Annotated in this window: 19 protein-coding genes and 1 riboswitch; of the genes, 14 read left to right on the top strand and 5 right to left on the bottom strand. The window is 68.7% G+C overall.

From position 1 onward, the window contains the following. The first annotated feature begins 76 nt into the window (after nt 1-76). The 7 genes from HTY53_RS12160 to HTY53_RS12130 all read left to right on the top strand — a co-directional run bounded on the left by HTY53_RS12160 (nt 77) and on the right by HTY53_RS12130 (nt 8,247). Nucleotides 77-1,249, top strand: coding sequence for a CaiB/BaiF CoA transferase family protein (locus HTY53_RS12160; RefSeq protein WP_174106827.1), 1,173 nt, complete (start codon nt 77-79; stop codon nt 1,247-1,249). A gap of 14 nt (nt 1,250-1,263) precedes the next feature. Next, the gene (locus HTY53_RS12155) at nt 1,264-2,106 is read left to right on the top strand and encodes an HpcH/HpaI aldolase/citrate lyase family protein (RefSeq protein ID WP_174106826.1); all 843 of its coding nucleotides are present in this window, start codon (nt 1,264-1,266) and stop codon (nt 2,104-2,106) included. Between the two features lie 189 nt (nt 2,107-2,295). After that, the gene (locus HTY53_RS12150; RefSeq protein WP_238511618.1) at nt 2,296-3,030 is read left to right on the top strand and encodes a GntR family transcriptional regulator; all 735 of its coding nucleotides are present in this window, start codon (nt 2,296-2,298) and stop codon (nt 3,028-3,030) included. 87 nt (nt 3,031-3,117) lie between these two features. Next, complete coding sequence (locus HTY53_RS12145; protein ID WP_174106825.1) at nt 3,118-4,647, top strand: malonyl-CoA decarboxylase domain-containing protein; 1,530 nt, start codon at nt 3,118-3,120, stop codon at nt 4,645-4,647. A 147-nt stretch (nt 4,648-4,794) separates the two neighbouring features. After that, on the top strand, nt 4,795-5,787 hold the full coding sequence (locus HTY53_RS12140) for a Bug family tripartite tricarboxylate transporter substrate binding protein (protein ID WP_174106824.1): 993 nt from the start codon (nt 4,795-4,797) through the stop codon (nt 5,785-5,787). Between the two features lie 61 nt (nt 5,788-5,848). Then, complete coding sequence (locus tag HTY53_RS12135; RefSeq protein WP_174106823.1) at nt 5,849-6,640, top strand: enoyl-CoA hydratase/isomerase family protein; 792 nt, start codon at nt 5,849-5,851, stop codon at nt 6,638-6,640. Between the two features lie 56 nt (nt 6,641-6,696). Beyond that, nucleotides 6,697-8,247, top strand: coding sequence for a malonate--CoA ligase (locus HTY53_RS12130; protein WP_174106822.1), 1,551 nt, complete (start codon nt 6,697-6,699; stop codon nt 8,245-8,247). 172 nt (nt 8,248-8,419) lie between these two features. Here HTY53_RS12130 and HTY53_RS12125 read toward each other — a convergent pair whose 3' ends face one another. From HTY53_RS12125 to HTY53_RS12105, 5 genes are all read right to left on the bottom strand, one after another. Next, nucleotides 8,420-9,127, bottom strand: a complete 708-nt coding sequence (locus tag HTY53_RS12125; RefSeq protein WP_174106821.1) for an SIMPL domain-containing protein — start codon at nt 9,125-9,127, stop codon at nt 8,420-8,422. Nucleotides 9,128-9,223: 96 nt separating this feature from the next. Further along, nucleotides 9,224-10,036 carry a sulfite exporter TauE/SafE family protein gene (locus HTY53_RS12120; protein WP_174106820.1) on the bottom strand — a complete coding sequence of 271 codons (813 nt, stop codon included), beginning with the start codon at nt 10,034-10,036 and terminating at the stop codon, nt 9,224-9,226. A gap of 108 nt (nt 10,037-10,144) precedes the next feature. Beyond that, nucleotides 10,145-10,591: an EVE domain-containing protein gene (locus HTY53_RS12115; RefSeq protein ID WP_174106885.1), complete on the bottom strand. Its 447-nt coding sequence runs from the start codon at nt 10,589-10,591 to the stop codon at nt 10,145-10,147. A gap of 839 nt (nt 10,592-11,430) precedes the next feature. After that, nucleotides 11,431-11,802 (bottom strand): cell division protein ZapA, encoded by a 372-nt coding sequence (locus HTY53_RS12110; protein WP_174106819.1) that lies wholly within the window; start codon nt 11,800-11,802, stop codon nt 11,431-11,433. Then, nucleotides 11,799-12,134 carry a hypothetical protein gene (locus HTY53_RS12105; RefSeq protein WP_006577387.1) on the bottom strand — a complete coding sequence of 112 codons (336 nt, stop codon included), beginning with the start codon at nt 12,132-12,134 and terminating at the stop codon, nt 11,799-11,801. Before HTY53_RS12105 ends, HTY53_RS12110 begins: the two co-directional genes overlap by 4 nt. 223 nt (nt 12,135-12,357) lie before the next feature. Next, a riboswitch (cobalamin riboswitch) is annotated at nt 12,358-12,625 on the top strand. An 80-nt stretch (nt 12,626-12,705) separates the two neighbouring features. Here HTY53_RS12105 and HTY53_RS12100 point away from each other — a divergent pair. The 7 genes from HTY53_RS12100 to cobC are packed head-to-tail and all read left to right on the top strand — an operon-like array spanning nt 12,706 to nt 19,879. Continuing rightward, a complete protein-coding gene (locus HTY53_RS12100) occupies nt 12,706-14,667 on the top strand; it encodes a TonB-dependent receptor domain-containing protein (RefSeq protein WP_174106818.1) in 1,962 nt (653 codons plus the stop codon). 54 nt (nt 14,668-14,721) lie between these two features. After that, a complete protein-coding gene (locus HTY53_RS12095) occupies nt 14,722-15,765 on the top strand; it encodes a FecCD family ABC transporter permease (protein ID WP_254599925.1) in 1,044 nt (347 codons plus the stop codon). A 10-nt stretch (nt 15,766-15,775) separates the two neighbouring features. Next, nucleotides 15,776-16,603 carry an ABC transporter ATP-binding protein gene (locus HTY53_RS12090; protein WP_174106817.1) on the top strand — a complete coding sequence of 276 codons (828 nt, stop codon included), beginning with the start codon at nt 15,776-15,778 and terminating at the stop codon, nt 16,601-16,603. Nucleotides 16,604-16,628: 25 nt separating this feature from the next. Beyond that, on the top strand, nt 16,629-17,273 hold the full coding sequence (gene cobO, locus HTY53_RS12085; protein WP_174106816.1) for a cob(I)yrinic acid a,c-diamide adenosyltransferase: 645 nt from the start codon (nt 16,629-16,631) through the stop codon (nt 17,271-17,273). Between the two features lie 3 nt (nt 17,274-17,276). After that, nucleotides 17,277-18,380, top strand: coding sequence for a nicotinate-nucleotide--dimethylbenzimidazole phosphoribosyltransferase (gene cobT, locus HTY53_RS12080; protein WP_174106815.1), 1,104 nt, complete (start codon nt 17,277-17,279; stop codon nt 18,378-18,380). 39 nt (nt 18,381-18,419) lie between these two features. After that, on the top strand, nt 18,420-19,259 hold the full coding sequence (locus HTY53_RS12075; RefSeq protein WP_174106814.1) for an adenosylcobinamide-GDP ribazoletransferase: 840 nt from the start codon (nt 18,420-18,422) through the stop codon (nt 19,257-19,259). Continuing rightward, complete coding sequence (cobC, locus tag HTY53_RS12070; protein ID WP_174106813.1) at nt 19,244-19,879, top strand: alpha-ribazole phosphatase family protein; 636 nt, start codon at nt 19,244-19,246, stop codon at nt 19,877-19,879. Before HTY53_RS12075 ends, cobC begins: the two co-directional genes overlap by 16 nt. Nucleotides 19,880-19,889: the final 10 nt, after the last annotated feature.

The following is a 19,889-nucleotide window of genomic DNA, read 5'->3' as shown; positions in this document are numbered from 1 at the left end:
GTGCGCCGGCAAACGCGGCTAGATTTGGCGGCATCGCGCCGTTCGGCCCTCCATTCCCCTTCGCGAGCCCACCGCCATGTCCCGACCGCTTGAAGGCATCACCGTCATTTCCCTCGAACAGGCCATCGCCGCGCCGTTCTGCACGCGTCAGCTGGCCGACCTTGGCGCCCGCGTGATCAAGATCGAGCGTCCGGGCGCCGGCGATTTCGCGCGGGCCTACGACGATCGCGTGCGCGGCCTGTCCTCCCACTTCGTCTGGACCAATCGCGGCAAGGAGAGCCTGACGCTGGACGTCAAGCACGATGGCGCGGCGCCGGTGCTCGAGGCGCTGCTCGCGCGCGCCGACGTGCTGGTGCAGAACCTGGCGCCCGGCGCGGCGTCGCGGCTCGGCCTCGATCATGCGGCGTTGTCCGAGCGCTTTCCGCGGCTGATCGTCTGCGATATCTCCGGCTACGGCGCCGACGGCCCGTATCGCGACAAGAAGGCCTACGATCTGCTGGTGCAGAGCGAGTCGGGCTTCGTCTCGGTGACCGGCACGCCGGAGGAGGGCGTCAAGGCGGGCGCATCGATCGCCGATATCGCCGCCGGCATGTATGCCTACACCAATATCCTGGCCGCGCTGATCGAGCGCGGGCAGACCGGCCGGGGCAAGCGCATCGATATCTCGATGCTCGAGTCGATGGTCGAGTGGATGGGTTTCCCGCTGTACTACGCCTTCGATGGCGCCTCGCCGCCGCCGCGTGCCGGCGCCTCGCATGCCACCATCTATCCGTATGGTCCGTTCCCGACCGGCGATGGCAAGACCGTGATGCTGGGTCTGCAGAACGAGCGCGAATGGGCGGTGTTCTGCGAGTCCGTGCTGCAGCAGCCCGAACTGATCGCGCATCCCGACTACGCCAGCAACAGCCTGCGCAGCGCCAACCGGGCGTCTTTGCGCGAGCGCATCGTCGCGGCGTTCTCGCAGTGGAGCGCCGAAGAGGTCGGCGCGCGCCTGGACGCGGCAAAGATCGCCAACGCGCAGGTCAATACGATGGCCGACGTCTGGGCGCATCCGCAGCTGGCCGCGCGGCAGCGCTGGCGCGAGGTCGAGACGCCCGCGGGCGCCATCCCGGCGCTGCTGCCGCCCGGCATGACGGAGGCGCGCATGGACCCGGTGCCGGCCCTGGGCCAGCATACGGACGCGATCCTTGCCGAACTGGGCATCGCGGGCGAGCAGCTTGCCGCGATGCGCGCGGCCGGCGCGGTATGACGGCGGAGAGGGCGATGAAACAGGGCGTGCTGAATCAGGGCTTGCGGCTGCCGCGCAGCTATCTGTTCGTGCCGGCGAACCGTCCGGATCGGATCGGCAAGGCGCTGGCCGCCGGTGCCGACGCGGTGATCGTCGACTTCGAGGATGCGGTGGCACCGGCCGACAAGGCCCTGGCGCGCGAGAACCTGTGCGCGCCGTGGCCTGCGCTGGCGCAGCAGGCCGTTGACGCCGGCGTGCTGCTGCTGGTGCGCGTGAACGCGGCCGGCACACCGTACCACGACGACGATATCGGCTGGTGCCGGGCGCTCGGAATCGACACGCTGGTGTTGCCCAAGGCCGACGCCGAGGCGATGCAGCAGTTGCGGCAGGCGCTGCCCGGCGTGCAATGCCATGCGCTGCTCGAAACCGCCGCAGGCTTCGCGCAGCTTGCACAGGTGGCCGCGCAGCCGGGCGTCGTGCGCCTGCTGTTCGGGAGCATCGACCTGATGGGCGATCTCGGCGTCGGCGACGAAGGCGAGCCGCTGCATGCGTTCCGCAGTCTGCTGGTGCTGCATTCGCGCGCGGCAGGGCTGCCCGCGCCCGTGGACGGCGTCTGCACCGCGCTGGGCGATACCGCGGTGCTGGCGGCCGAGACCGCGCGTGCGCGCGCATTCGGCTTCGGCGCCAAGCTGCTGATCCACCCGGCGCAGGTGGGTCCCGTGCATGGCGGCCTGGCGCCGACCGAGGCCGAGCGAGGCTGGGCCCGGCGCGTCGTCGAGGCGGCAGCATCGGCGGACGGCGCGGCGGTGGCGGTCGACGGCAAGATGGTCGATCGTCCCGTGCTCGAACGGGCGCGACGGATCCTGGCCGACGGCTGAAGCGATCCGGCGGTCGCTTTAGTCGCCCTGCAGGCGCCGCCCAGGGCCTGTTGATGCCCTTGATGCTGTGCAATATCGAAACACCTTGCCATTCCCTCACCGTTATTCATAATTATGAATTATTGCGAGGGCCTCCCGGACGGGGCTGCGGCCCATCGCGATGTCCACGCATCGCACCGGGAGGAACCCATGCGCATCGTCCAGCAGGCGCTGTATCTCGAAGTCGCCGATCGCCTGCGCGCCATGATCGACGAGCACACGCTCGTGCCCGGTGCCTGGATCGACGAAGCGGCCTTGGCCACCACGCTGGGCATTTCCCGTACCCCGTTGCGCGAGGCGCTGAAGGTGCTGGCCGCCGAAGGACTGGTCCGGCTGGAGCCGCGCCGCGGCTGCTTCGTCAACGAGTTGTCCGAGCAGGACCTGGACGAAATCTTCCCGCTGATGGCGCTGCTCGAAGGCCGCTGTGCCTACGAGGCGGCCCGCAATGCCACCGCCGCCGACCTCGACGCCCTCGAAGACCTGCATCGCGATCTCGCGCGCTACGCCGGCGCCGGCCAGATCGACGCCTACTACGAGACCAACTACCAGATTCACGAAGCGATCCAGCGGCTTGCCGGCAATCGCTGGCTGTCCGGGCTGATCGGCGATTTGCGCAAGGTGCTCCGACTGTCGCGGCACAAGAGCCTGCAGTTGCCCGGCCGCATCGACGAATCCTGCGCCGAGCACCTGTCGGTCTTCGCCGCGCTGAAGGCGCGCGACCCGGAAGGTGCCGAGGCGATGATGAAGACCCACCTGCTGCGCCAGCGCGCCGCGTTGAAGGCGCTGGACGCGGATGCGCAGGCCGCAGCGCCCGAGCCCGCGGCCCCCGCCCGACGGCGCCACAGCCGCCTGCGCCTGGCGGCCAAGGCCGCCTCCGATGGCTGATCCGACTGCGCCGCCATATCGTTCGCGCCATATCGTTCGCGCCATATCGTTCCAGTTCGCTCCCATCCTTTGCCCACAGGTAGTTCGATGACTTCTTTCGAGACCGGAGACAAGACCGTCAGCGCGCCGCTCGGCGCCAGCGAAACCCTGGGCGACGCACGCCCCGACGCCGCCGGCAGCACGCTGCTGGCCCGCTTCGGCCGCTGGTGGAACCGCAAGGGGACACCGGCCGATGCCAATGCGGCCGATGGCAAGACCCGCGCGCCCGCGCCCGCGACGCTGAGCGCGCGCGTGCAGCGCCGCCAGCGCGAGGAGCTGCGGCTGTGCTTCGATGCCCGCCTGACCGACGGCGCCGCCAACGCCGCCGCGCAAGCCTGGCGCAACGAATACGAGGCCGCCGACGAGGCGACCCGTCAGGCGATGCTGACGCTGCTGGCCGAGGTGGCCAACAGCGGTGCCCAGGGCGACGGCACCGGGGAAGGGACGACCGCGGGCACGGCCGCGGGCGAGGGCGGCAAGCCCGCCCGCAACGGCTCGGGATTGAGCCACGCGCTGTCTAGCGCGCGCATCCGCTTCTTCAAGCGGCTGGCCGGGCTGCACGGTCCGAGCGCGACCTCCGTCTGCGGCCTGCACTTCATCATCCATCTGCGCGCCGACATGCTGCGCTGGTACAAGAAGATCGCCGGCTTGCGGGTGCTCGACGAAGATCTGGAAGGGCTGCTGTCCAACTGGTTCGATGTCGGCCTGCTGGAGCTGCAGCCGATCACCTGGGATTCGCCGGCGTCGCTGCTGGAAAAGCTGATCCGCTACGAGGCGGTGCACGAGATCGCCTCCTGGGCCGACCTGCGCAACCGGCTCGATTCCGATCGCCGCTGCTATGCGTTCTTCCATCCGCGCATTCCGCGCGAGCCGCTGATCTTCGTCGAGGTGGCCTTCGTGCCCGAGATGGCAGCCAACGTGCAGAGCCTGCTCGACGAGGCGGCGCCGCAGGAAGATCTGCGCCGCGTCAAATGGGCGATCTTCTATTCGATCTCGAATACGCAGCCGGGCCTGCGCGGGGTCAGCTTCGGCAATTTCCTGCTCAAGCGCGTGATCGAGGAACTGCAGCGCGAATTCCCCAAGGTCAAGCAGTTCGCCACGCTGTCGCCGATACCGGGTTTCGCCGACTGGTTGCGCAAGCAGGACGGCGATACCGTCGCCAGGGTGCTGGGCAGCAAGTGCATGCAGCGCTGGAGCGCGCGCGCGCCGGCTGCTGGCGAGACCGCGCCGCCGCCGGTGCCGGCCAGCGGCGCGGAATGGCTGGCAGTGCTGAATGCGGGCTCGGACGACGCGCTGGTGCGCGACAGCGGCCTGGCTCTGGCGGCGCACTTCCTGGTGCATGCCCGCAATGGCGCGCTGCCGGCGGATCCGGTAGCGCGCTTCCACCTCGGAAACGGCGCCTGCGTCGAGCGGCTGAACTGGGGCGCGGATCTGTCGAGCAAGGGGCGCGCGCAGTCGTGCGGCATGATGGTCAATTACCTGTACGTGCCCGAGGCGCTCGACGACAATCTGGCCAAGCTGGGCGAGGGCAATCCGCGCATCAGCCGCTCGGTCGCCAAGCTGCTGGCGCGCTCCTGAGCGAGAGCGGCCGGCGCCGGCTCGCATCAGCACATCGCATCACCGCATCATCCAGTTTCGCAGTGCATTTTTCGACGGGAAGTTCCAAAGCGGTTCACACCAGCAGTTCACATCGCATTTTCATAAGACAAAGCGAGGAGACACACCATGGAACGTAGTCAGTTCAAGCGGACGGCAGGGATGCTGGCACTGGCCGGCGGCATCGCGATGATGGCGCTCGGCACGGCGTCGGCGCAGGAGCCCTGGCCGTCCAGGCCGGTCACCATCGTCGTGCCGTTCCCGGCCGGCGGCGGCACCGATGCCTTTGCGCGGCCGCTGGCGGCGCAATTGTCCAAGCAGCTTGGCAAGCAGTTCGTCATCGACAACCGCGGCGGCGCGGGCGGCACGGTCGGCGCCAGTCTCGCATCGAAGGCCGCGCCCGATGGCTACACGATCTTCATCGGCGGCGCCCATCACGTGATCGCGCCCTCGTTCTACAAGAAGCTCGATTACGACATCGAGAAGGACTTCGTGCCGATCACCGTGATCGCGCAGCCGCCGCAGGTGGTGGTCGTCAATCCGACCAAGGTCCAGGCCAAGACGCTGCAGGAGCTGATCGCCTACGCGCGCCAGAATCCCGGCAAGCTGAACTACGGCTCGGCCGGCAACGGCTCGTCGCACCATCTGGCGGGCGAGCTGTTCAAGATCCAGACCAAGACCTTCATCACGCATATTCCGTACAAGGGTGCCGGGCCGGCGCTGTCCGACCTGATCGCCGGCCAGGTCGACATGGTGTTCGACGGCCTGGGCTCGTCCGCGCAGCATATCCGCGCGGGCCGTATCAAGGCGCTGGCGGTGGCGGCGCCGAAGCGCTCGCCGGCCTTCCCCGACGTGCCGACCGCGGCCGAAGCCGGCGTGCCGAACTACGAGGTGTCGACCTGGTATGCGCTGTGGGTACCGAAGAACACGCCAAAGGAAATCAGCGACAAGCTCTACGCCGAGGTCAACAAGGCGCTCAATACGCCGGAGCTCAAGCAGATCTGGCTGAACAACGGCTCGGAGACGCCGTCGTACACGCCGGATCAGTTCGCTCAGTTCCAGCGCGCCGAAATCAAGCGCTGGGCGCAGGTGGTGCAGCAGTCCGGCGCCAAGATGGATTGATGGCGATGACGATGGCGATGACGATCCCATTCGCGACGGCATCGATGCCGCGGGTGTGGCCGTGAGCGGCGCGGTCAGCTTCGAGCGCGATGGCGACATCGCGCTGGTCACGCTGTCGAATCCGGGCAAGCTCAACGCGATTTCGGAAGCGATGTGGCGCGCGCTGGCCGACGGCTTCACGCGGCTGTCGGCCGACCGCACGCTGCGCTGCGTGGTGCTGCGCGGCGCCGACGGCAATTTTGCTGCCGGCGCCGATATCGCGGAGTTTCCGCGGCTGCGCGGCGATCCCGCCTCGGTGCGCGCCTACCACGTCGACATCCTGGCGCCGGCGCTCGCGGCGATCGCCGGCTGCCTGCATCCGACCGTGGCCTGCATCGAAGGCGTCTGCGTCGGTGGCGGCCTGGAGATCGCCTGCCATTGCGATCTGCGTATCGCGGGCACCGACAGTCGCTTCGGCGTGCCGATCAACAAGCTCGGTTTCCCGATGGCCCCCGGCGAGCTGCAGGGTCTGCTGGCGCTGGCCGGCCGTGCCGCGACGCTCGAAATCCTGCTGGAAGGCCGCGTGTTCGATGCGGCCGAGGCGCAGGCCAAGGGGCTGCTGACGCGTGTGGTCGCGCGCAGCGACGTCGCCGCGGAAGCCATGGCCACCGCGCGCCGCATCGCAGCCGGCGCGCCGCTGGCCGCGCGCATCAACAAGGCGACCATCGCGCGGCTGTCGCCACAACCCGCGCCGCTGTCGGCCGCAGAACTCGATGCCCATTTCTCGTATGCGGCCAGCCGCGATCATGCCGAAGGCGTCGCCGCCTTTCTGGCGCGCCGGCCGCCCCGTTTCGACGGACAGGAGGGCGCCTAGCGCCGCCGCTGCCGTTGCCGGTTTTTCTTCCTCTTCAAGCTTTTACCGCTGATCGCATGAACGCCAATCTGTTCGCCCTGTTCGAATCCCGCTTCCCCGCCAAGCGCGAGGCCTGCTGCATCGAGACGCACGACGGCCTGTACTACAGCTGGGACGACCTCGACCGCGCCACCGCCAAGCTGGCCAATCTGCTCGCCTCGCTCGACCTGCCGGAAGGCGCGCGTGTCGCGGTGCAGGTCGAGAAGTCGCCCGAGGCGCTGTTCCTGTATCTGGCCACGCTGCGCGCCGGCTTTGTCTATCTGCCGCTGAACACGGCGTACCAGGAAGCCGAGATCGACTATTTCATCGGCAATGCCGAGCCCGCGGTGGTCGTCTGCAGCAGCGCCAATTTCGGCTGGGTGTCGAAGCTGGCGTTCCGCCACGGCACGGGCCATGTATTCACGCTCGACGACGACCGGGGCGGCACGCTGCTGGCACGCGCCGCGGCGCAGCCTGACCGCTTCGATACGGTCCACAGCGAGCCCGACGATCTGGCGGCGATCCTCTACACCTCGGGTACCACGGGCCGCAGCAAGGGCGCGATGCTGACGCATCGCAATCTGTCGTCGAACGCCGAGACGCTGCACAAGGCCTGGGGCTGGCGCAGCGACGACGTGCTGCTGCACATGCTGCCGATCTTCCATGTGCATGGGCTGTTCGTCGCCTCGCACGGTGCGCTGCTGGCCGGCGCCAAGATGATCTGGGCACCGAAGTTCGACATGGAGCAGGTGCTGCGTTTCCTGCCGCGCTCGACGGTGATGATGGGCGTGCCGACCTACTATGTGCGGATGCTGCAGGATCAGCGCTTCGACGAGGACACCTGCCGCCGCATGCGCCTGTTCGTGTCGGGCTCGGCGCCGCTGCTGCTGGAGACCTTCGAGGCGTTCCGCGAGCGCACCGGGCATACCATCCTCGAGCGCTACGGCATGAGCGAGACGGTGATGCTGGTGTCGAATCCGTACGACCCCAGCGAAGGCGAGCGGATCGGCGGCACCGTGGGCCGCCCGTTGCCCGGCGTGTCGGTGCGGGTCGTCGATGGAGAGGGCAAGCCCTGCCCGGCCGGCGAGATCGGCGCGGTCGAGGTCAAGGGGCCGAACGTGTTCAAGGGCTACTGGCGCATGCCGGAGAAAACGGGCGAGGAATTCACCGCGGACGGCTGGTTCAAGACCGGCGACGTGGGACGCTTCGGCGGCGCCATCGTCGGCATGTCGGGCGAACGCAGGGTGCCGGACGACTATCTGACCATCGTCGGCCGCAGCAAGGACCTGATCATTTCCGGCGGCTACAACGTCTATCCGAAGGAGATCGAGAGCTTCCTCGACGAGATGCCCGGCGTGCAGGAGAGCGCGGTGATCGGCGTGCCCCATCCGGATTTCGGCGAGGCGGTGGTGGCGGTGGTGGTCGGCAAGCCGGGCGCCGAACTGAACGAGCAGGCGATGATCGGCACGCTGAAGCACCGGATCGCCAACTTCAAGGTGCCCAAGCGGATTCACCTGGTCAGCGAATTGCCGCGCAATACGATGGGCAAGGTGCAGAAGAACCTGCTGCGGGAAAGGTTTGGCGGGTAGAGCGGCCTTGCGCTCGGTTGGCTCCCCTCTCCCGCATGCGGGAGAGGGGCCGGGGGAGAGGGCAGCGGCGCTGGCTAGGCCCGCGCCGTTTGAAACCACCTCCCTCTCCCCGGCCCTCTCCCCCTGAGGGGGAGAGGGAGTACACCACTAGGTTGGTTGGACCTGTCGCGCCTTACTTCAGCATCTGCACCGAGCCGTTCACGGTCACGGTGACCTGGGCCTTGCCGCCCTCCATCGGCACCGGTGCCGCCTCCGCGGCCATCGCGGCCTTGGCGTACATGCGCGGCATCGGCGTCACGGTGCCGGCCTCGCCGACCTGCACGCTGCGGATCGTGTAGCTGCCATAGCCGAACAGCCGGGTCGTGGTCTGCGCCTTGTCGCGGAACGCGGCCACCGCCTGCTCGGTCAGCTTGCTCTCGGCCGCGAGCCGCGCCTCGCGCGACAGCGAGAAGCTGATGTTCTGCACCTGCATCTGGCTCGCCAGCTCGCCGGCGAGCTTCGATGCCGCGCTGAAATCGCGCGACTGCAGGATGACCTCGGCGCGTCCGCGCCAGGTGCTGATGCGGCCGTTGCGGTCGGTGCTCGGATAGATCGTGAAGCCGCCCGATTCCGCCTGGATGCCGGACACGCGCTTGGCGTGCGCGATCACCTGCTGAGCCTTCGCCGACAGCGCGGACGAGATCGCGGCGGGCTCGGCGCCTTCCTGCTCTGCGGCCAGCGTCACGCGCACCACGTCGGTCGGCACTTCGGCCGCGGCCTCCGCCGACAGCGACAGCACGCCCGCGGGCGGTTGCCATCCTTCAGGCGGCATCGGGCCGCCTTGCGCGGAGGCGGCCAGTGCGGTGGTACCGAGCAGGGTAGCGGCGAGCAATTGCTTCATCGAGTTCTCCATGACAATGTGATGGTGATCAGACGGTCACTGGCGCGCCCGGTTCCCTGGCGTCGCCGGGCGCTTGTATCGGCGTATTACCGGGCGTCAGAACGTCTGCCAGGCTTTCCACAGCATGTAGGTGGCCAGGCAGAACAGCATGCCGGCGAAGATGCGCTTGAGCTTGCGGACCTCCATCCGATGCGCGGTGCGTGCGCCGAGCGGCGCGGTCAGGACACTGGCGACCGCGATCACCGCCAGCGCCGGCAGGTAGACATAGCCGAGCGAGCCCGCCGGCAGGCCGGTCATCTGGTAGCCGCTCCAGACATAGCCGATCACGCTGGCCGCGGCGATCGGGAAGCCCAACGCCGCGGACGTCGCGACGGCATGGTGGATCGGCACGTTGCACCAGGTCATGAACGGTACCGAGACGAAGCCGCCGCCCGCACCGACCAGGCTGGACAGGAAGCCGATCGCCGAGCCGGCGCCGAACATACCCGGAACGCCGGGCAGCTGCCGGGTCGCCGACGGCTTGCGACTGCGCAGCATCTGCGTGGCCGAGAAGCCGACGAACAGCGCGAACAGCAGCGACAGCCAGCCGGTCTTCAGGGCCGCAAACACCTTGCCGCCGCCGATCATGCCGCCCAGCAGGATGCCGGGCGCCAGCGCCAGCACGATCTTCCAGCGCACCGCGCCCTGCTTGTGGTGGGCGCGCACCGACGACAGCGACGTGAACAGGATGGTGGACATCGAGGTGGCGATCGCCATATGGACGATCGCCGCTTCCGGAAAGGCCAGCCAGCTGAAGGTCAGCGTCAGGAACGGCACCATCATCATGCCGCCGCCTACGCCGAGCAGTCCTGCGCAGAAACCGGTGAACGCGCCGAGCAGCAGCAGCGCGGGAATCAGGGAGAGAGTCATGCGTGGATCGCCTGGTGATGTTTTTCGTTATGGTTATCTCGCGGGCGGTGCGTGTACCGCCCGCGCGGATCGCACGCCGGTCAGGCGCGTTCCATCAGCGGCGTCCCATCAGCCGCGCCCCATCAGCCGCGTGGTGATGAACTGCCATTCCTGCGGCGTCACCGGCGTGATCGACAGCCGGTTGCCTCGACGCAGCACGACCATGTCGGCCAGCTCTTCATGCTCGCGCAATGCCGCCAGCGAGATCAGCTCGCACTTGTCGACGAACTTGACGTCCACCAGCTGCCAGCGGGGATGCTCCGGCCTGGAGGCAGGGTCGTGATACTTGCTGGAAGGATCGAACTGGGTGGGATCGGGGTAGGGCGTCGAGCAGACCTCGGCCAGCCCGGCGATTCCGGGCTGCGGACACGACGAGTGGTAGAACAGCACGCCGTCGCCGATGCGCATCGCGTCGCGCATGAAGTTGCGCGCCTGGTAGTTGCGCACTCCTGTCCACGGCAGGCGCCCCTGCTCGGCCAGCGTATCGATGCTCGCCTCGTCGGGCTCGGACTTCATCAGCCAGTACTGGCGCGCGCGCGACGCGCCGGCGGCCGGTTTGTCGGTCGGCTTGTCAGTCGTCTTGTCGGCAGCTTTGGTGGCCGATTTTGCGGCGGGCCTGGGGGCCGCCTTCTTGTCGGAGGAACTCATGCTTGCACGTCATGGAGGGTCGGAACGGCATCGCGAGGACGCGGCAAGGGCATTGCAGCAGTGGCGCGACGCGGCAAGCATACCGTGAAAGCGCCTTCGTCGCCCGCACTGGCATTCACACCATGGGCCAATACGCCGGCAAAAAAAAGAGGCGATGGTCCAAAGACCATCGCCTCTTGCATGGGGTCCCCGCCTCGGCCGTTGGGTCGGCATCCTGAACCCAAGTGAGGTTCAGTGTGGCTGCGGAAGCCGCATTTCGGGTACATCACCTATTCAGGGAGCCCAGGTTCGAGACCTACGCTATGAACACTGTGACGCGCTCGCCCACACGGCATCATCCCGCACCATGCAATGCATATCGGTTCAAGGAGTTATGACCTTCGCGAACCAGGCAGGGAAACTGTCAAACGTCTGACTATCCAATTGGGCCTGGACATCGAAGTCCGGGGGAGGTCAGACGTTTGCCGTTTCTAATCAGGATGGAGGAGAACGGCGGCCGGGCGCGATAACCCGACCATGTTTCTGCACCTTGGTACCTCCGTGCAGTGGCTCCACTATACACCGGGGTTCTGCGCATACCAAGCGTGTCCGGGCTTGTCGTTACATTTGCGTGGCAGCCGCGGCACGGTCTTCACATGCATATACCGCTATGGTGAAGGCCCTTGCACAAGGGCCCATATGTGGGCCCCTGCGCGGAGTTCAAGGGGTCAGGATTGCGCCGAAGAAACGGTATTGCCGATGCTGCCGCTGCCCACGCTGGTGCCGACATGCGCGTACTGGCGCAGCGCCTCGTCGGCGCGCTCGTTCAGCTCGCGGATGCGGGCGCGCACCGCGTCCACCGGAATCGCGCCGTCCTCCTGCTGCTTGCGCTTGAGCGCGAGCAGATCGGAGGCGATGCTGATCGCGGCCATCACCGCGACGCGCTCGACGCCCTTGGTCGAGGCGCCGGACTTGATCCGCGTCATCTGGTTGTCGACCAGCGCCACCGCTTCGAGCAGCGCGGCCTCGTTCTCGGGGGCGATCGCGAAGCGATAGGGCTGCCCCGCGATATGGACTTCGACTTGCTTGTTGCCGCTCATGCGTGTTCTCCGGAAGGCTGGGCGCCGCGCGGCTCGCCCTGGATGCGCTCGGCAGGCAGCTCGCCTTCCTCGAGCAGATCCAGCTGGCGCGCGTCGGTGGCCGTGGGCAGCTTGTCGAGGATCGACTGGATGCGCAGTTGCGCTTCCTCGATCTTGATGTTCAGCAGTTCGCGATCGGCAGCCATCGCTTCGCGATCGCTGCGCAGCTGCGCGGCCTCCGCCTGCAGGCGTTCGATCTCCTCGCGCAGCCGCTGGTTCTCGGCCGCCAGCGTATCCGCGTGGTGCAGCACGCGGCCGATCTTGGCGGCCAGTTGTTCGAGTTCGGTCAGCATGGGCCTGTCGTGTCTCAGGGTGTCAGGTAACGGGATTCTAGCCGATGCATGGTCCGCGTCATCACGGCGCGAAGCGATTGTGACCGTGCATTCGCGTCGAAGTTGCATCGATCTCCGCGCAATGGCCGCAATGAGCGCATCAGAGGCGCACGCTGCGCCGCAATGCGTCGAGCCCGCCGCCGATTTGACGAGGGCCCGCAAACTGCCTACACTCACGCGCGTTTTCAGGTGCTCGCGATCCGGTCCCTGCCGGATTGCAGTTAAACGGGAAACAGGGAGTCCGCCGCGCGGTCGCGCGATGCCGGGCCAACCTGTGCTGCCCCCGCAACGGTAAGCGATTGCGATCGCCGCCGCGCCGGAGCCGATCGCACGATCGTCTCCACGCCCGCCGGCCTCGCCTCACCGCCCCACACGCCACTGGACCGACGGTTCCGGGAAGGCGGGCGGTGCCGATCGCCAGCCCGGATACCGGCCTGGATGCGGGCATGCCGGTCGCCATCGCGCCTGCGCAGCCTCACCGCCAGACGGTCCGCGGGGGAACGGGCCAGGCTATCACTTCCGCTCGAGCACCATGCTTTCATCGTCTTCGAGGTCGCGTCGCCTGGCACTGCCAGCCCCGCGCCCGACTGCGCGCGTCCGCGCCCATGCCACCGTCCGCGATATTGCCCGCGATATTGCCCGCGCCGCCACCGGCTCGTCCGCGCATGCCGCGCTGCTGTCGGCCACCACGCTGTGCGCGTGGCCCGCGCTGGCGCAGCAGCCCGCGCCGTCCGCAGACACCACGCTGGCGCCGGTCGTCGTCAGCGCCACGCGCACCGTGCAGCCGCTGGACGAGGCGCTGCCTCATACCACCGTGATCACGCAGCAGGAGATCGCCAACAGCCAGGCCCCCGACCTGCGTTCGCTGCTGCGCACGCAGGCCGGCGTGGAACTGGCCGCCACCGGCGGCATGGGCGCCAACACGACGCTGTTCATGCGCGGCGCCAACTCGAACCAGACGCTGATCCTGATCGACGGCGTGCGCATCGCCTCGGCCAGCAGCGGCACCGCGCAACTGGCCAATATCCTGCCCGACGAGATCGACCGGATCGAGGTGGTGCGCGGCAACGTGTCGGCGCTGTACGGCTCCGACGCGATCGGCGGCGTGGTGCAGATCTTCACCAAGAGCGGCGCCGGCAAGCCCCCCGCGGCCAACGCCCAGGTCGAATACGGCAGCGACAATACGCGCCGCGCGACGGTCGGCTACGGCGGGCAGGTCGGCGATACCTCGTTCAACCTGACCGGCTCGATCTTCAAGACCGATGGCTTCTCGGCGGTCAATACGCGCCTGCAGCCGCGCGCCAACCCGAACGACAACCCCTACGAGAACAAGAGCGTATCGGGCCAGATCAAGCATCGCTTTGCCGCGGACTGGGAAGCGGGCGTCGCCGCCTACTACAGCAGGAGCAAGCTGTCCTACGACAGCACCTTCGGGCGACCCACCGACGACTGGCGCAGCGACAGCGAGCTCTATACGCTGTCGGCCTTCGTCAACGGCAAGCTCACGCCGGACTGGACCACGCGCTTCAAGGTCGCGCAGAGCGAGGACGACAGCGACAACTGGCTGAACGGCGTGTTCGACAGCCGCTTCAAGACGCGCACGCGCCAGTTCACCTGGCAGAACGAATACGCGCTGGCCAAGGGCCATCAGCTGATGTTCGGCACCGAATACCTGCAGCAGCTGTTCGATTCGAACTCGTACGGCGCGCCCGGCCGCAACGTGGTGTCGGTGTTCGGCGGCTACGACGGCCGCATCGGCAAGCATCAGCTGCAGCTGAATCTGCGCAACGACCACTACTCGGACTTCGGCGACAAGGGCAGCTATTTCGCCGGCTACGGGTACTACGTGACCGAGCAGTTCAAGCTGCTGGCCAACGCCAGCAATGCCTTCCGCGCGCCGACCTTCAACGAGCTGTACTACCCCAACTATGGCCAGCCGAACCTGCAGCCGGAGCGGGCGCGCTCGGTCGAGATCGGCGCGCAGTACGACAGCAAGGGCGCGGGCCTGCTGCGCGTGACGGCCTTCCGCACGCAATACGACAACCTGATCACCTCGGCGCTGCAGCCCAGCGGCCTGTTCCTCGCGCAGAACGTCAGCAGCGCGAAGGTCGAGGGCGTCGAGGCCTCGTGGCGCGCGCGCCTGCTCGGCACCGACGTGACCGCCAGCGTCACCATGCAGAATCCGGTCGACGAGCAGACCGGCACGCAGCTGATGCGCCGCGCACGCCGGCATGCGGCGCTCGACCTGGGCCGCGATGTCGGCAACTGGCGCTTCGGCGGGCAGTGGATCGTGTCGTCGTCGCGCCGGGACAGCGGCTCGCGCACGCTGGGCGGATACGGTATCGTCAACCTCAACGCGCGCTACAACATCGACAAGCAATGGTTCATCGCCGCCCGCGTCGAGAATCTGTTCGACAAGGACTATCAGCTGGCCTACCCCTACAACACGCAGGGCCGGGCGGGCTTCATCACGCTCGGCTGGCGCCAGCGATAGGTCGCATCGATGCGGACAGCGGCGACAGCGAAGACAGCGACAACGGGCAGGCCGATGCGCGGCGCCGCTGAGATGCGGCGCGCGCTAGCCGTATGCGCGCTGCTGACGGGCGCCGCCGTCGCGGTGTTCCTGCTGTCGCTGGCGGTCGGCAGCGTCGGCCTGTCGCTGAGCGAGGTCTGGCACGCGCTGTTCGGGCTGGCCGATGGATCGGGCGATCGCGGCGCGGTCGACCCCACCGCGGCCGCCATCGTGCGCGAGCTGCGCCTGCCGCGCGCCGCGGCGGCGTTCGCTTGCGGCGGCCTGCTGGCGCTGTCCGGCGCCATGATGCAGGTGCTGCTGCGCAATCCGTTGGCCGAGCCCTATGTGCTCGGCGTGTCGGGCGGCGCGGCCACCGGCGCCTTGCTGGCGATGCTGACGCTGGCGCCGCTGTGGACCGTGCAGGCCGGCGCGGCCGGCGGCGCGCTGGTGTCGATGGTGCTGGTCGCGACGCTGGCGCGGCGCGATCTGCTGCATCCGCAGGTCATGGGCGGCCATCATGAGGCCGGCTCAAGGCTGCTGCTGACCGGCGTGATCCTCGCCGCGGGCTGGGGGGCGGTCATCACGCTGATCCTGAGCATCGCCCCCGAGGCGCGGCTGCGCGGCATGCTGTTCTGGCTGACCGGCGATCTGGGCGGCACCGCCAGCTACGGGCTGGCGCTTGGCACGCTGGTGCTGGCGCTGCTGCTGATCTTGCCGATGGCGCGCGCGCTGAACGTGATGCTGCTCGGCGAGACCCTTGCGCAGTCGCTCGGTGTGCGCGTCGGCCAGGTACGGCTGTTGGCGTACCTGATTGCATCGGTCGCCATCGCGGCGGCGATCACCACCGCCGGCTCGATCGGCTTCGTCGGGCTGGTGGTGCCGCATCTGGTGCGGCTGGCCTGGGGCAACGATCAGCGCCTGCTGCTGCCGGCAGCGGCGCTGCTGGGCGGCACGCTGCTGATGGCGGCGGACCTGATCGCGCGCACCGTGATCGCACCGGCGCAGCTGCCGGTGGGCGTCATCACCGCGCTGCTCGGCGTGCCGACCTTCCTGTTCCTGCTGCTGCGCCGGCCGCGATGAAGGATCCGCAATGACGACCGCCGTCGACTGGACCGTTCCCACTGTGCCTTGTCCGCAGCTGTCGCTGCATGGGCTGGGCCTGCGCGTGGACGGCAGAACGCTGTTCGACGCGCTCGACTTGACGATGCGGCCCGGCGAGCTGTGGTGTGTGCTGGGTCCGAACGGCGTCGGCAAATCGACGCTGATGGCGGTGCTGGCCGGGCTGCGCCATGCCGAGCGCGGCGAGGTTCGACTGGGCGACGAGTCGCTCGCGACGCTGTCGCGCCAGCGACCCGACCTGCTGGCCCGCCGGCGCGCGTACTTGCCGCAGGCCATTCACGACACCTTTTCGATGACCGTGCATGACGCGGTCGCGGTCGGCCGTCATCCGCATCTGTCGGGGTGGGGCTGGAGCGGTCGCGACGACGATGCGGTGGTTGCGGCCCTGCTCGAGGCGCTGGACCTGGCGGACCTGGCGGGCCGCGATGTGCTGACGCTGTCCGGCGGCGAGCGCCAGCGCGTGTCGCTGGCCGCGGTGCTGGCGCAGCAGGCGCCGCTGCTGCTGCTCGACGAACCGCTGGCGCATCTGGACCTGCGCCATCAGATCCTCGTGCTGGACACGCTCGCGCGCCTGACCGGCGCGGGCCGCCATACCGCGATGCTGATCCTGCACGACCTGAATCTGGCGCGCCGCTATGCCACGCACGCGCTGCTGATGGCCGAGGACGGCAGTTGCCTGCACGGGCCGGCGGACCGGATATTGACGCCCGCCCACTGTTCGCGCGCGCTGCGCACGCCGATCGTCGCCGTCGCGCAGGGCGCGCATACGGCGTTGATCGCCACCGATGGACCGGCATGACGTACCGGCCGAACCGCTTACCGCAATGACAAACCACGACAACAACATCGACGAGGGCAGCGACGAGGCCGCCGGCCGCGACGAACGCCACAAGGCGCGGATGGTCCGCAAGAAGGCGGTGGTGGACGCGAAGATTGCCGCGGCACAGGACGAGCGCGGCGTGATCGTGATCACGACCGGCAACGGCAAGGGCAAGTCGAGCTCGGGCTTCGGCATGGTGATCCGCGCGCTCGGCCATGGCATGCAGGCCGGCGTGGTCCAGTTCATCAAGGGCGCGTTTGCCAGCGGCGAGGAAATGTTCCTGCGGCGCTTTCCGGAGCAGTGCCGCTTCCACGTGATGGGCGAGGGCTATACCTGGGAGACCCAGGACCGGGCGCGCGACGTGGCCAAGGCCGAAGCCGCGTGGGAGGTCGCGCGCGGGCTGCTGCGCGATCCATCGATCGGGCTGGTGCTGCTCGACGAACTGAATATCGCGCTGAAGCTGCACTATCTGGACGTCGAGTCCGTGATCGCCGACCTGCGCGCGCGGCCGCCGATGCAGCATGTGGTGATCACCGGCCGCGGCGCGCCGCCCGCGCTGATCGAAGCGGCCGACACCGTCACCGAAATGACGCCGGTCAAGCATGCGTTCCAGCAAGGCATCAAGGCCCAGCGCGGCATCGAGATGTAAGCCATGACTACTGTGTCGAACACCATATCGAATTTCGCACTGCCCTCGATCGCGCCGCTGGACAAGACCCTGCGTCCGACACTGCAGGCCGCCATCGACGACAAGACCAAGCCGCTCGGCGCGCTCGGCCGGCTGGAGTCGCTGGCCTTGCAGATCGGGCTGATCCAGGGCACCGCGCGGCCGATGCTGCGGCGGCCGGCGATGATCGTGTTCGCCGCCGACCATGGCATCGCCGATGCCGGCGTCAGCGCCTACCCGGCCGATGTCACGGTGCAGATGGTCCGCAATTTCGCCGCAGGCGGCGCGGCCATCAATGTGTTCGCACGCCAGCACGGCATGGTGCTCGAAGTCGTCGATGCCGGCGTGCGCGTGCCGCCGGGCGCGGCGCCCGGTCTGGTGGACTGTCGCATCGATGCGGGCACGCGCAACTTCATCGACGAGCCGGCGATGCGGCGCGAGCAGGCCGAGGCCGCGATGGCGGCCGGCGCCGCACGCGTGATGCACCACGCCGCGCAGGGCACCAATGTCATCGGCTTCGGCGAGATGGGTATCGGCAATACCTCGGCTGCCGCCTGCCTGGTCAGCCGGCTGGCGGGCCTGCCGATCGCCGCCTGCGTCGGGCGCGGCACCGGTCTGGACGACGCCGGAGTGGCGCGCAAGCTGGCGTTGCTCCAGCGCGCGCTGGCGCGGCATGCCGATGCGGTAGAACCGCTCGATGCGCTGGCCGCGCTGGGCGGCTTCGAGATCGCGATGATGGCCGGCGCCTTGCTCGCCGCGGCGTCGCAGCGGATGGTGATTCTGGTCGACGGCTTTATCGCGTCGGCCGCGCTGCTGGTCGCCTGCCGTCTCGATCCCGATGTGCTGGCGTACTGCGTGTTCTCGCATTGCTCGCACGAGCAGGGGCATCGCGCGCTGCTGGACCATTTCGGCGCGCAACCGCTGCTGGCGCTGGACCTGCGGCTGGGGGAGGGCAGCGGCGCCGCGCTGGCGTATCCGCTGGTGGTATCGGCCGTGGCCTTCCTGCGCGAGATGGCGACCTTCGGCGCGGCCGGCGTCAGTACTGCCAGCGCGACGGACGACACGACCGGCAGCGCCCCGCCGCGATAGACTCGCGCCACCCGATCCGCAATCCGCCCCATTGCCACGATGCCGACCGAGCCCACACCCGAGCCGCTGCATGATCGGCAAGACCAGCGTCCGATCGACCGCCTGCTGCACCGCGCCTGCGGCGAACTGCGCTACCTGCTGACCGCGGTCGGCTATTTCACCCGCATACCGGTACCCGCCTGGGTCGGCTTCGCTCCGCACTATCTGCACGCCGCCGCGCGCTATTTCCCGCTGGTGGGGCTGATGGTCGGCGCCGTGGCCGCGCTGGCGACGCTGGCCGCGTGGCTGCTTTGGCCGCCTCCGGTCGCCGTGCTGATCGGCATCGGCGCCACGCTGCTGCTGACCGGCGCCTTCCACGAGGACGGCCTGGCCGATTGCGTCGACGCCTTCGGCGGCGGATACCGGCGCGAGGACGTGCTGCGCATCATGCACGATTCGCGCATCGGTGCCTTCGGCGCGCTCGCGCTGGTGCTGGCGTTGCTGCTGAAATGGCAATTGCTGCTGGCGCTGGGCCAGCGCGGCGGCCTGCGCGAACTGATGCTGGTACTGGTGGCCGCGCATGCCGCCAGCCGCGCGATGGCGGTCAGCTTTCTGGCCACGCTCGACTATGTGCGTGCCGAAGGCAAGGCCAAGCCGGTCGCGCAGCGGCTGTCGCCGCGTGGCCTGGCCCTGGTGCTGGCTTGCGGCGCGTTGCCGCTGCTGGCGGTAGCGCCGGGCTTCGGTGCCGCCGCCATCGCCGCGCTGGCGCTGCTGCGGTTGGTGTTGGGCCGCTATTTCGTGCGCCGCATCGGCGGCTATACCGGCGACTGTCTCGGCATGGCGCAGCAACTGGGCGAATTGCTGATCTACCTGCTGGCGGCGGCATGGATCTGGTCCTGATCCGGCATGCTCGTCCCGCGGTGGACCATGGCGTCTGCTATGGCCGGCTCGATCTGCCGCTGGCCGAACCGATGTCGCCGCCGGCCGAGGCGATCCTGTCGGCGGCAGCGTCTGCTGCGTCCGCCAATGGCGTGCCGCCGCCGGCCCGCATCGTCTGCAGTCCCGCACGGCGTGCCAGCGTCAGCGCGCAACGCATCGCGCTGGCGCGCGTGGCGCAAGCCGGTGAAACGGCGCCGGCGATCGACAGCGATGCGCGACTGCAGGAACTCGATTTCGGCGCCTGGGAAGGGCAATGCTGGGACGCGGTGCCGCGGGCCGAGCTCGATCGATGGGCGGCCGATCTGATCGATGCCCGCCCGCACGGCGGCGAATCGGCGCGCACCGCGTATGCGCGCGTGGTGGAATGGGCCGATGCCATCGCGAGGCCGGCATCGGTGCCGTGCCTCTGGATGGTGGGCCACGCTGGCCCGATCCGCATGCTGGCCGCGCATTGGCTGGGCCTGCCGCTGTCCGTCACGCTGGACTGGCAGCTTGGCTGGGGCGCCAGCTGCGGCTTCCGGCTCGACCCAGGCGGCGCCCGGCCGGGGCGCCTGCTGTGGTGGAATCGCACGGCGGGCTGATGGCCGACGC

The organism is Cupriavidus gilardii (genome assembly GCF_013314895.1).
Classification (GTDB): domain Bacteria; phylum Pseudomonadota; class Gammaproteobacteria; order Burkholderiales; family Burkholderiaceae; genus Cupriavidus; species Cupriavidus gilardii_C.
This window is presented reverse-complemented; position numbering and strand designations above follow the sequence as displayed.

What these genes read in the sequence shown, in the direction of transcription:
- HTY53_RS12160 (WP_174106827.1), top strand. Translation starts at nt 77, where the DNA reads ATGTCCCGACCGCTTGAAGGCATCACCGTCATTTCCCTCGAACAGGCC.
- HTY53_RS12155 (WP_174106826.1), top strand. Translation starts at nt 1,264, where the DNA reads ATGAAACAGGGCGTGCTGAATCAGGGCTTGCGGCTGCCGCGCAGCTAT.
- HTY53_RS12150 (WP_238511618.1), top strand. Translation starts at nt 2,296, where the DNA reads ATGCGCATCGTCCAGCAGGCGCTGTATCTCGAAGTCGCCGATCGCCTG.
- HTY53_RS12145 (WP_174106825.1), top strand. Translation starts at nt 3,118, where the DNA reads ATGACTTCTTTCGAGACCGGAGACAAGACCGTCAGCGCGCCGCTCGGC.
- HTY53_RS12140 (WP_174106824.1), top strand. Translation starts at nt 4,795, where the DNA reads ATGGAACGTAGTCAGTTCAAGCGGACGGCAGGGATGCTGGCACTGGCC.
- HTY53_RS12130 (WP_174106822.1), top strand. Translation starts at nt 6,697, where the DNA reads ATGAACGCCAATCTGTTCGCCCTGTTCGAATCCCGCTTCCCCGCCAAG.
- HTY53_RS12125 (WP_174106821.1), bottom strand. Translation starts at nt 9,127, where the DNA reads ATGAAGCAATTGCTCGCCGCTACCCTGCTCGGTACCACCGCACTGGCC.
- HTY53_RS12120 (WP_174106820.1), bottom strand. Translation starts at nt 10,036, where the DNA reads ATGACTCTCTCCCTGATTCCCGCGCTGCTGCTGCTCGGCGCGTTCACC.
- HTY53_RS12115 (WP_174106885.1), bottom strand. Translation starts at nt 10,591, where the DNA reads ATGAAGTCCGAGCCCGACGAGGCGAGCATCGATACGCTGGCCGAGCAG.
- HTY53_RS12110 (WP_174106819.1), bottom strand. Translation starts at nt 11,802, where the DNA reads ATGAGCGGCAACAAGCAAGTCGAAGTCCATATCGCGGGGCAGCCCTAT.
- HTY53_RS12105 (WP_006577387.1), bottom strand. Translation starts at nt 12,134, where the DNA reads ATGCTGACCGAACTCGAACAACTGGCCGCCAAGATCGGCCGCGTGCTG.
- HTY53_RS12100 (WP_174106818.1), top strand. Translation starts at nt 12,706, where the DNA reads ATGCTTTCATCGTCTTCGAGGTCGCGTCGCCTGGCACTGCCAGCCCCG.
- HTY53_RS12095 (WP_254599925.1), top strand. Translation starts at nt 14,722, where the DNA reads ATGCGCGGCGCCGCTGAGATGCGGCGCGCGCTAGCCGTATGCGCGCTG.
- HTY53_RS12090 (WP_174106817.1), top strand. Translation starts at nt 15,776, where the DNA reads ATGACGACCGCCGTCGACTGGACCGTTCCCACTGTGCCTTGTCCGCAG.
- cobO (WP_174106816.1), top strand. Translation starts at nt 16,629, where the DNA reads ATGACAAACCACGACAACAACATCGACGAGGGCAGCGACGAGGCCGCC.
- cobT (WP_174106815.1), top strand. Translation starts at nt 17,277, where the DNA reads ATGACTACTGTGTCGAACACCATATCGAATTTCGCACTGCCCTCGATC.
- HTY53_RS12075 (WP_174106814.1), top strand. Translation starts at nt 18,420, where the DNA reads ATGCCGACCGAGCCCACACCCGAGCCGCTGCATGATCGGCAAGACCAG.
- cobC (WP_174106813.1), top strand. Translation starts at nt 19,244, where the DNA reads ATGGATCTGGTCCTGATCCGGCATGCTCGTCCCGCGGTGGACCATGGC.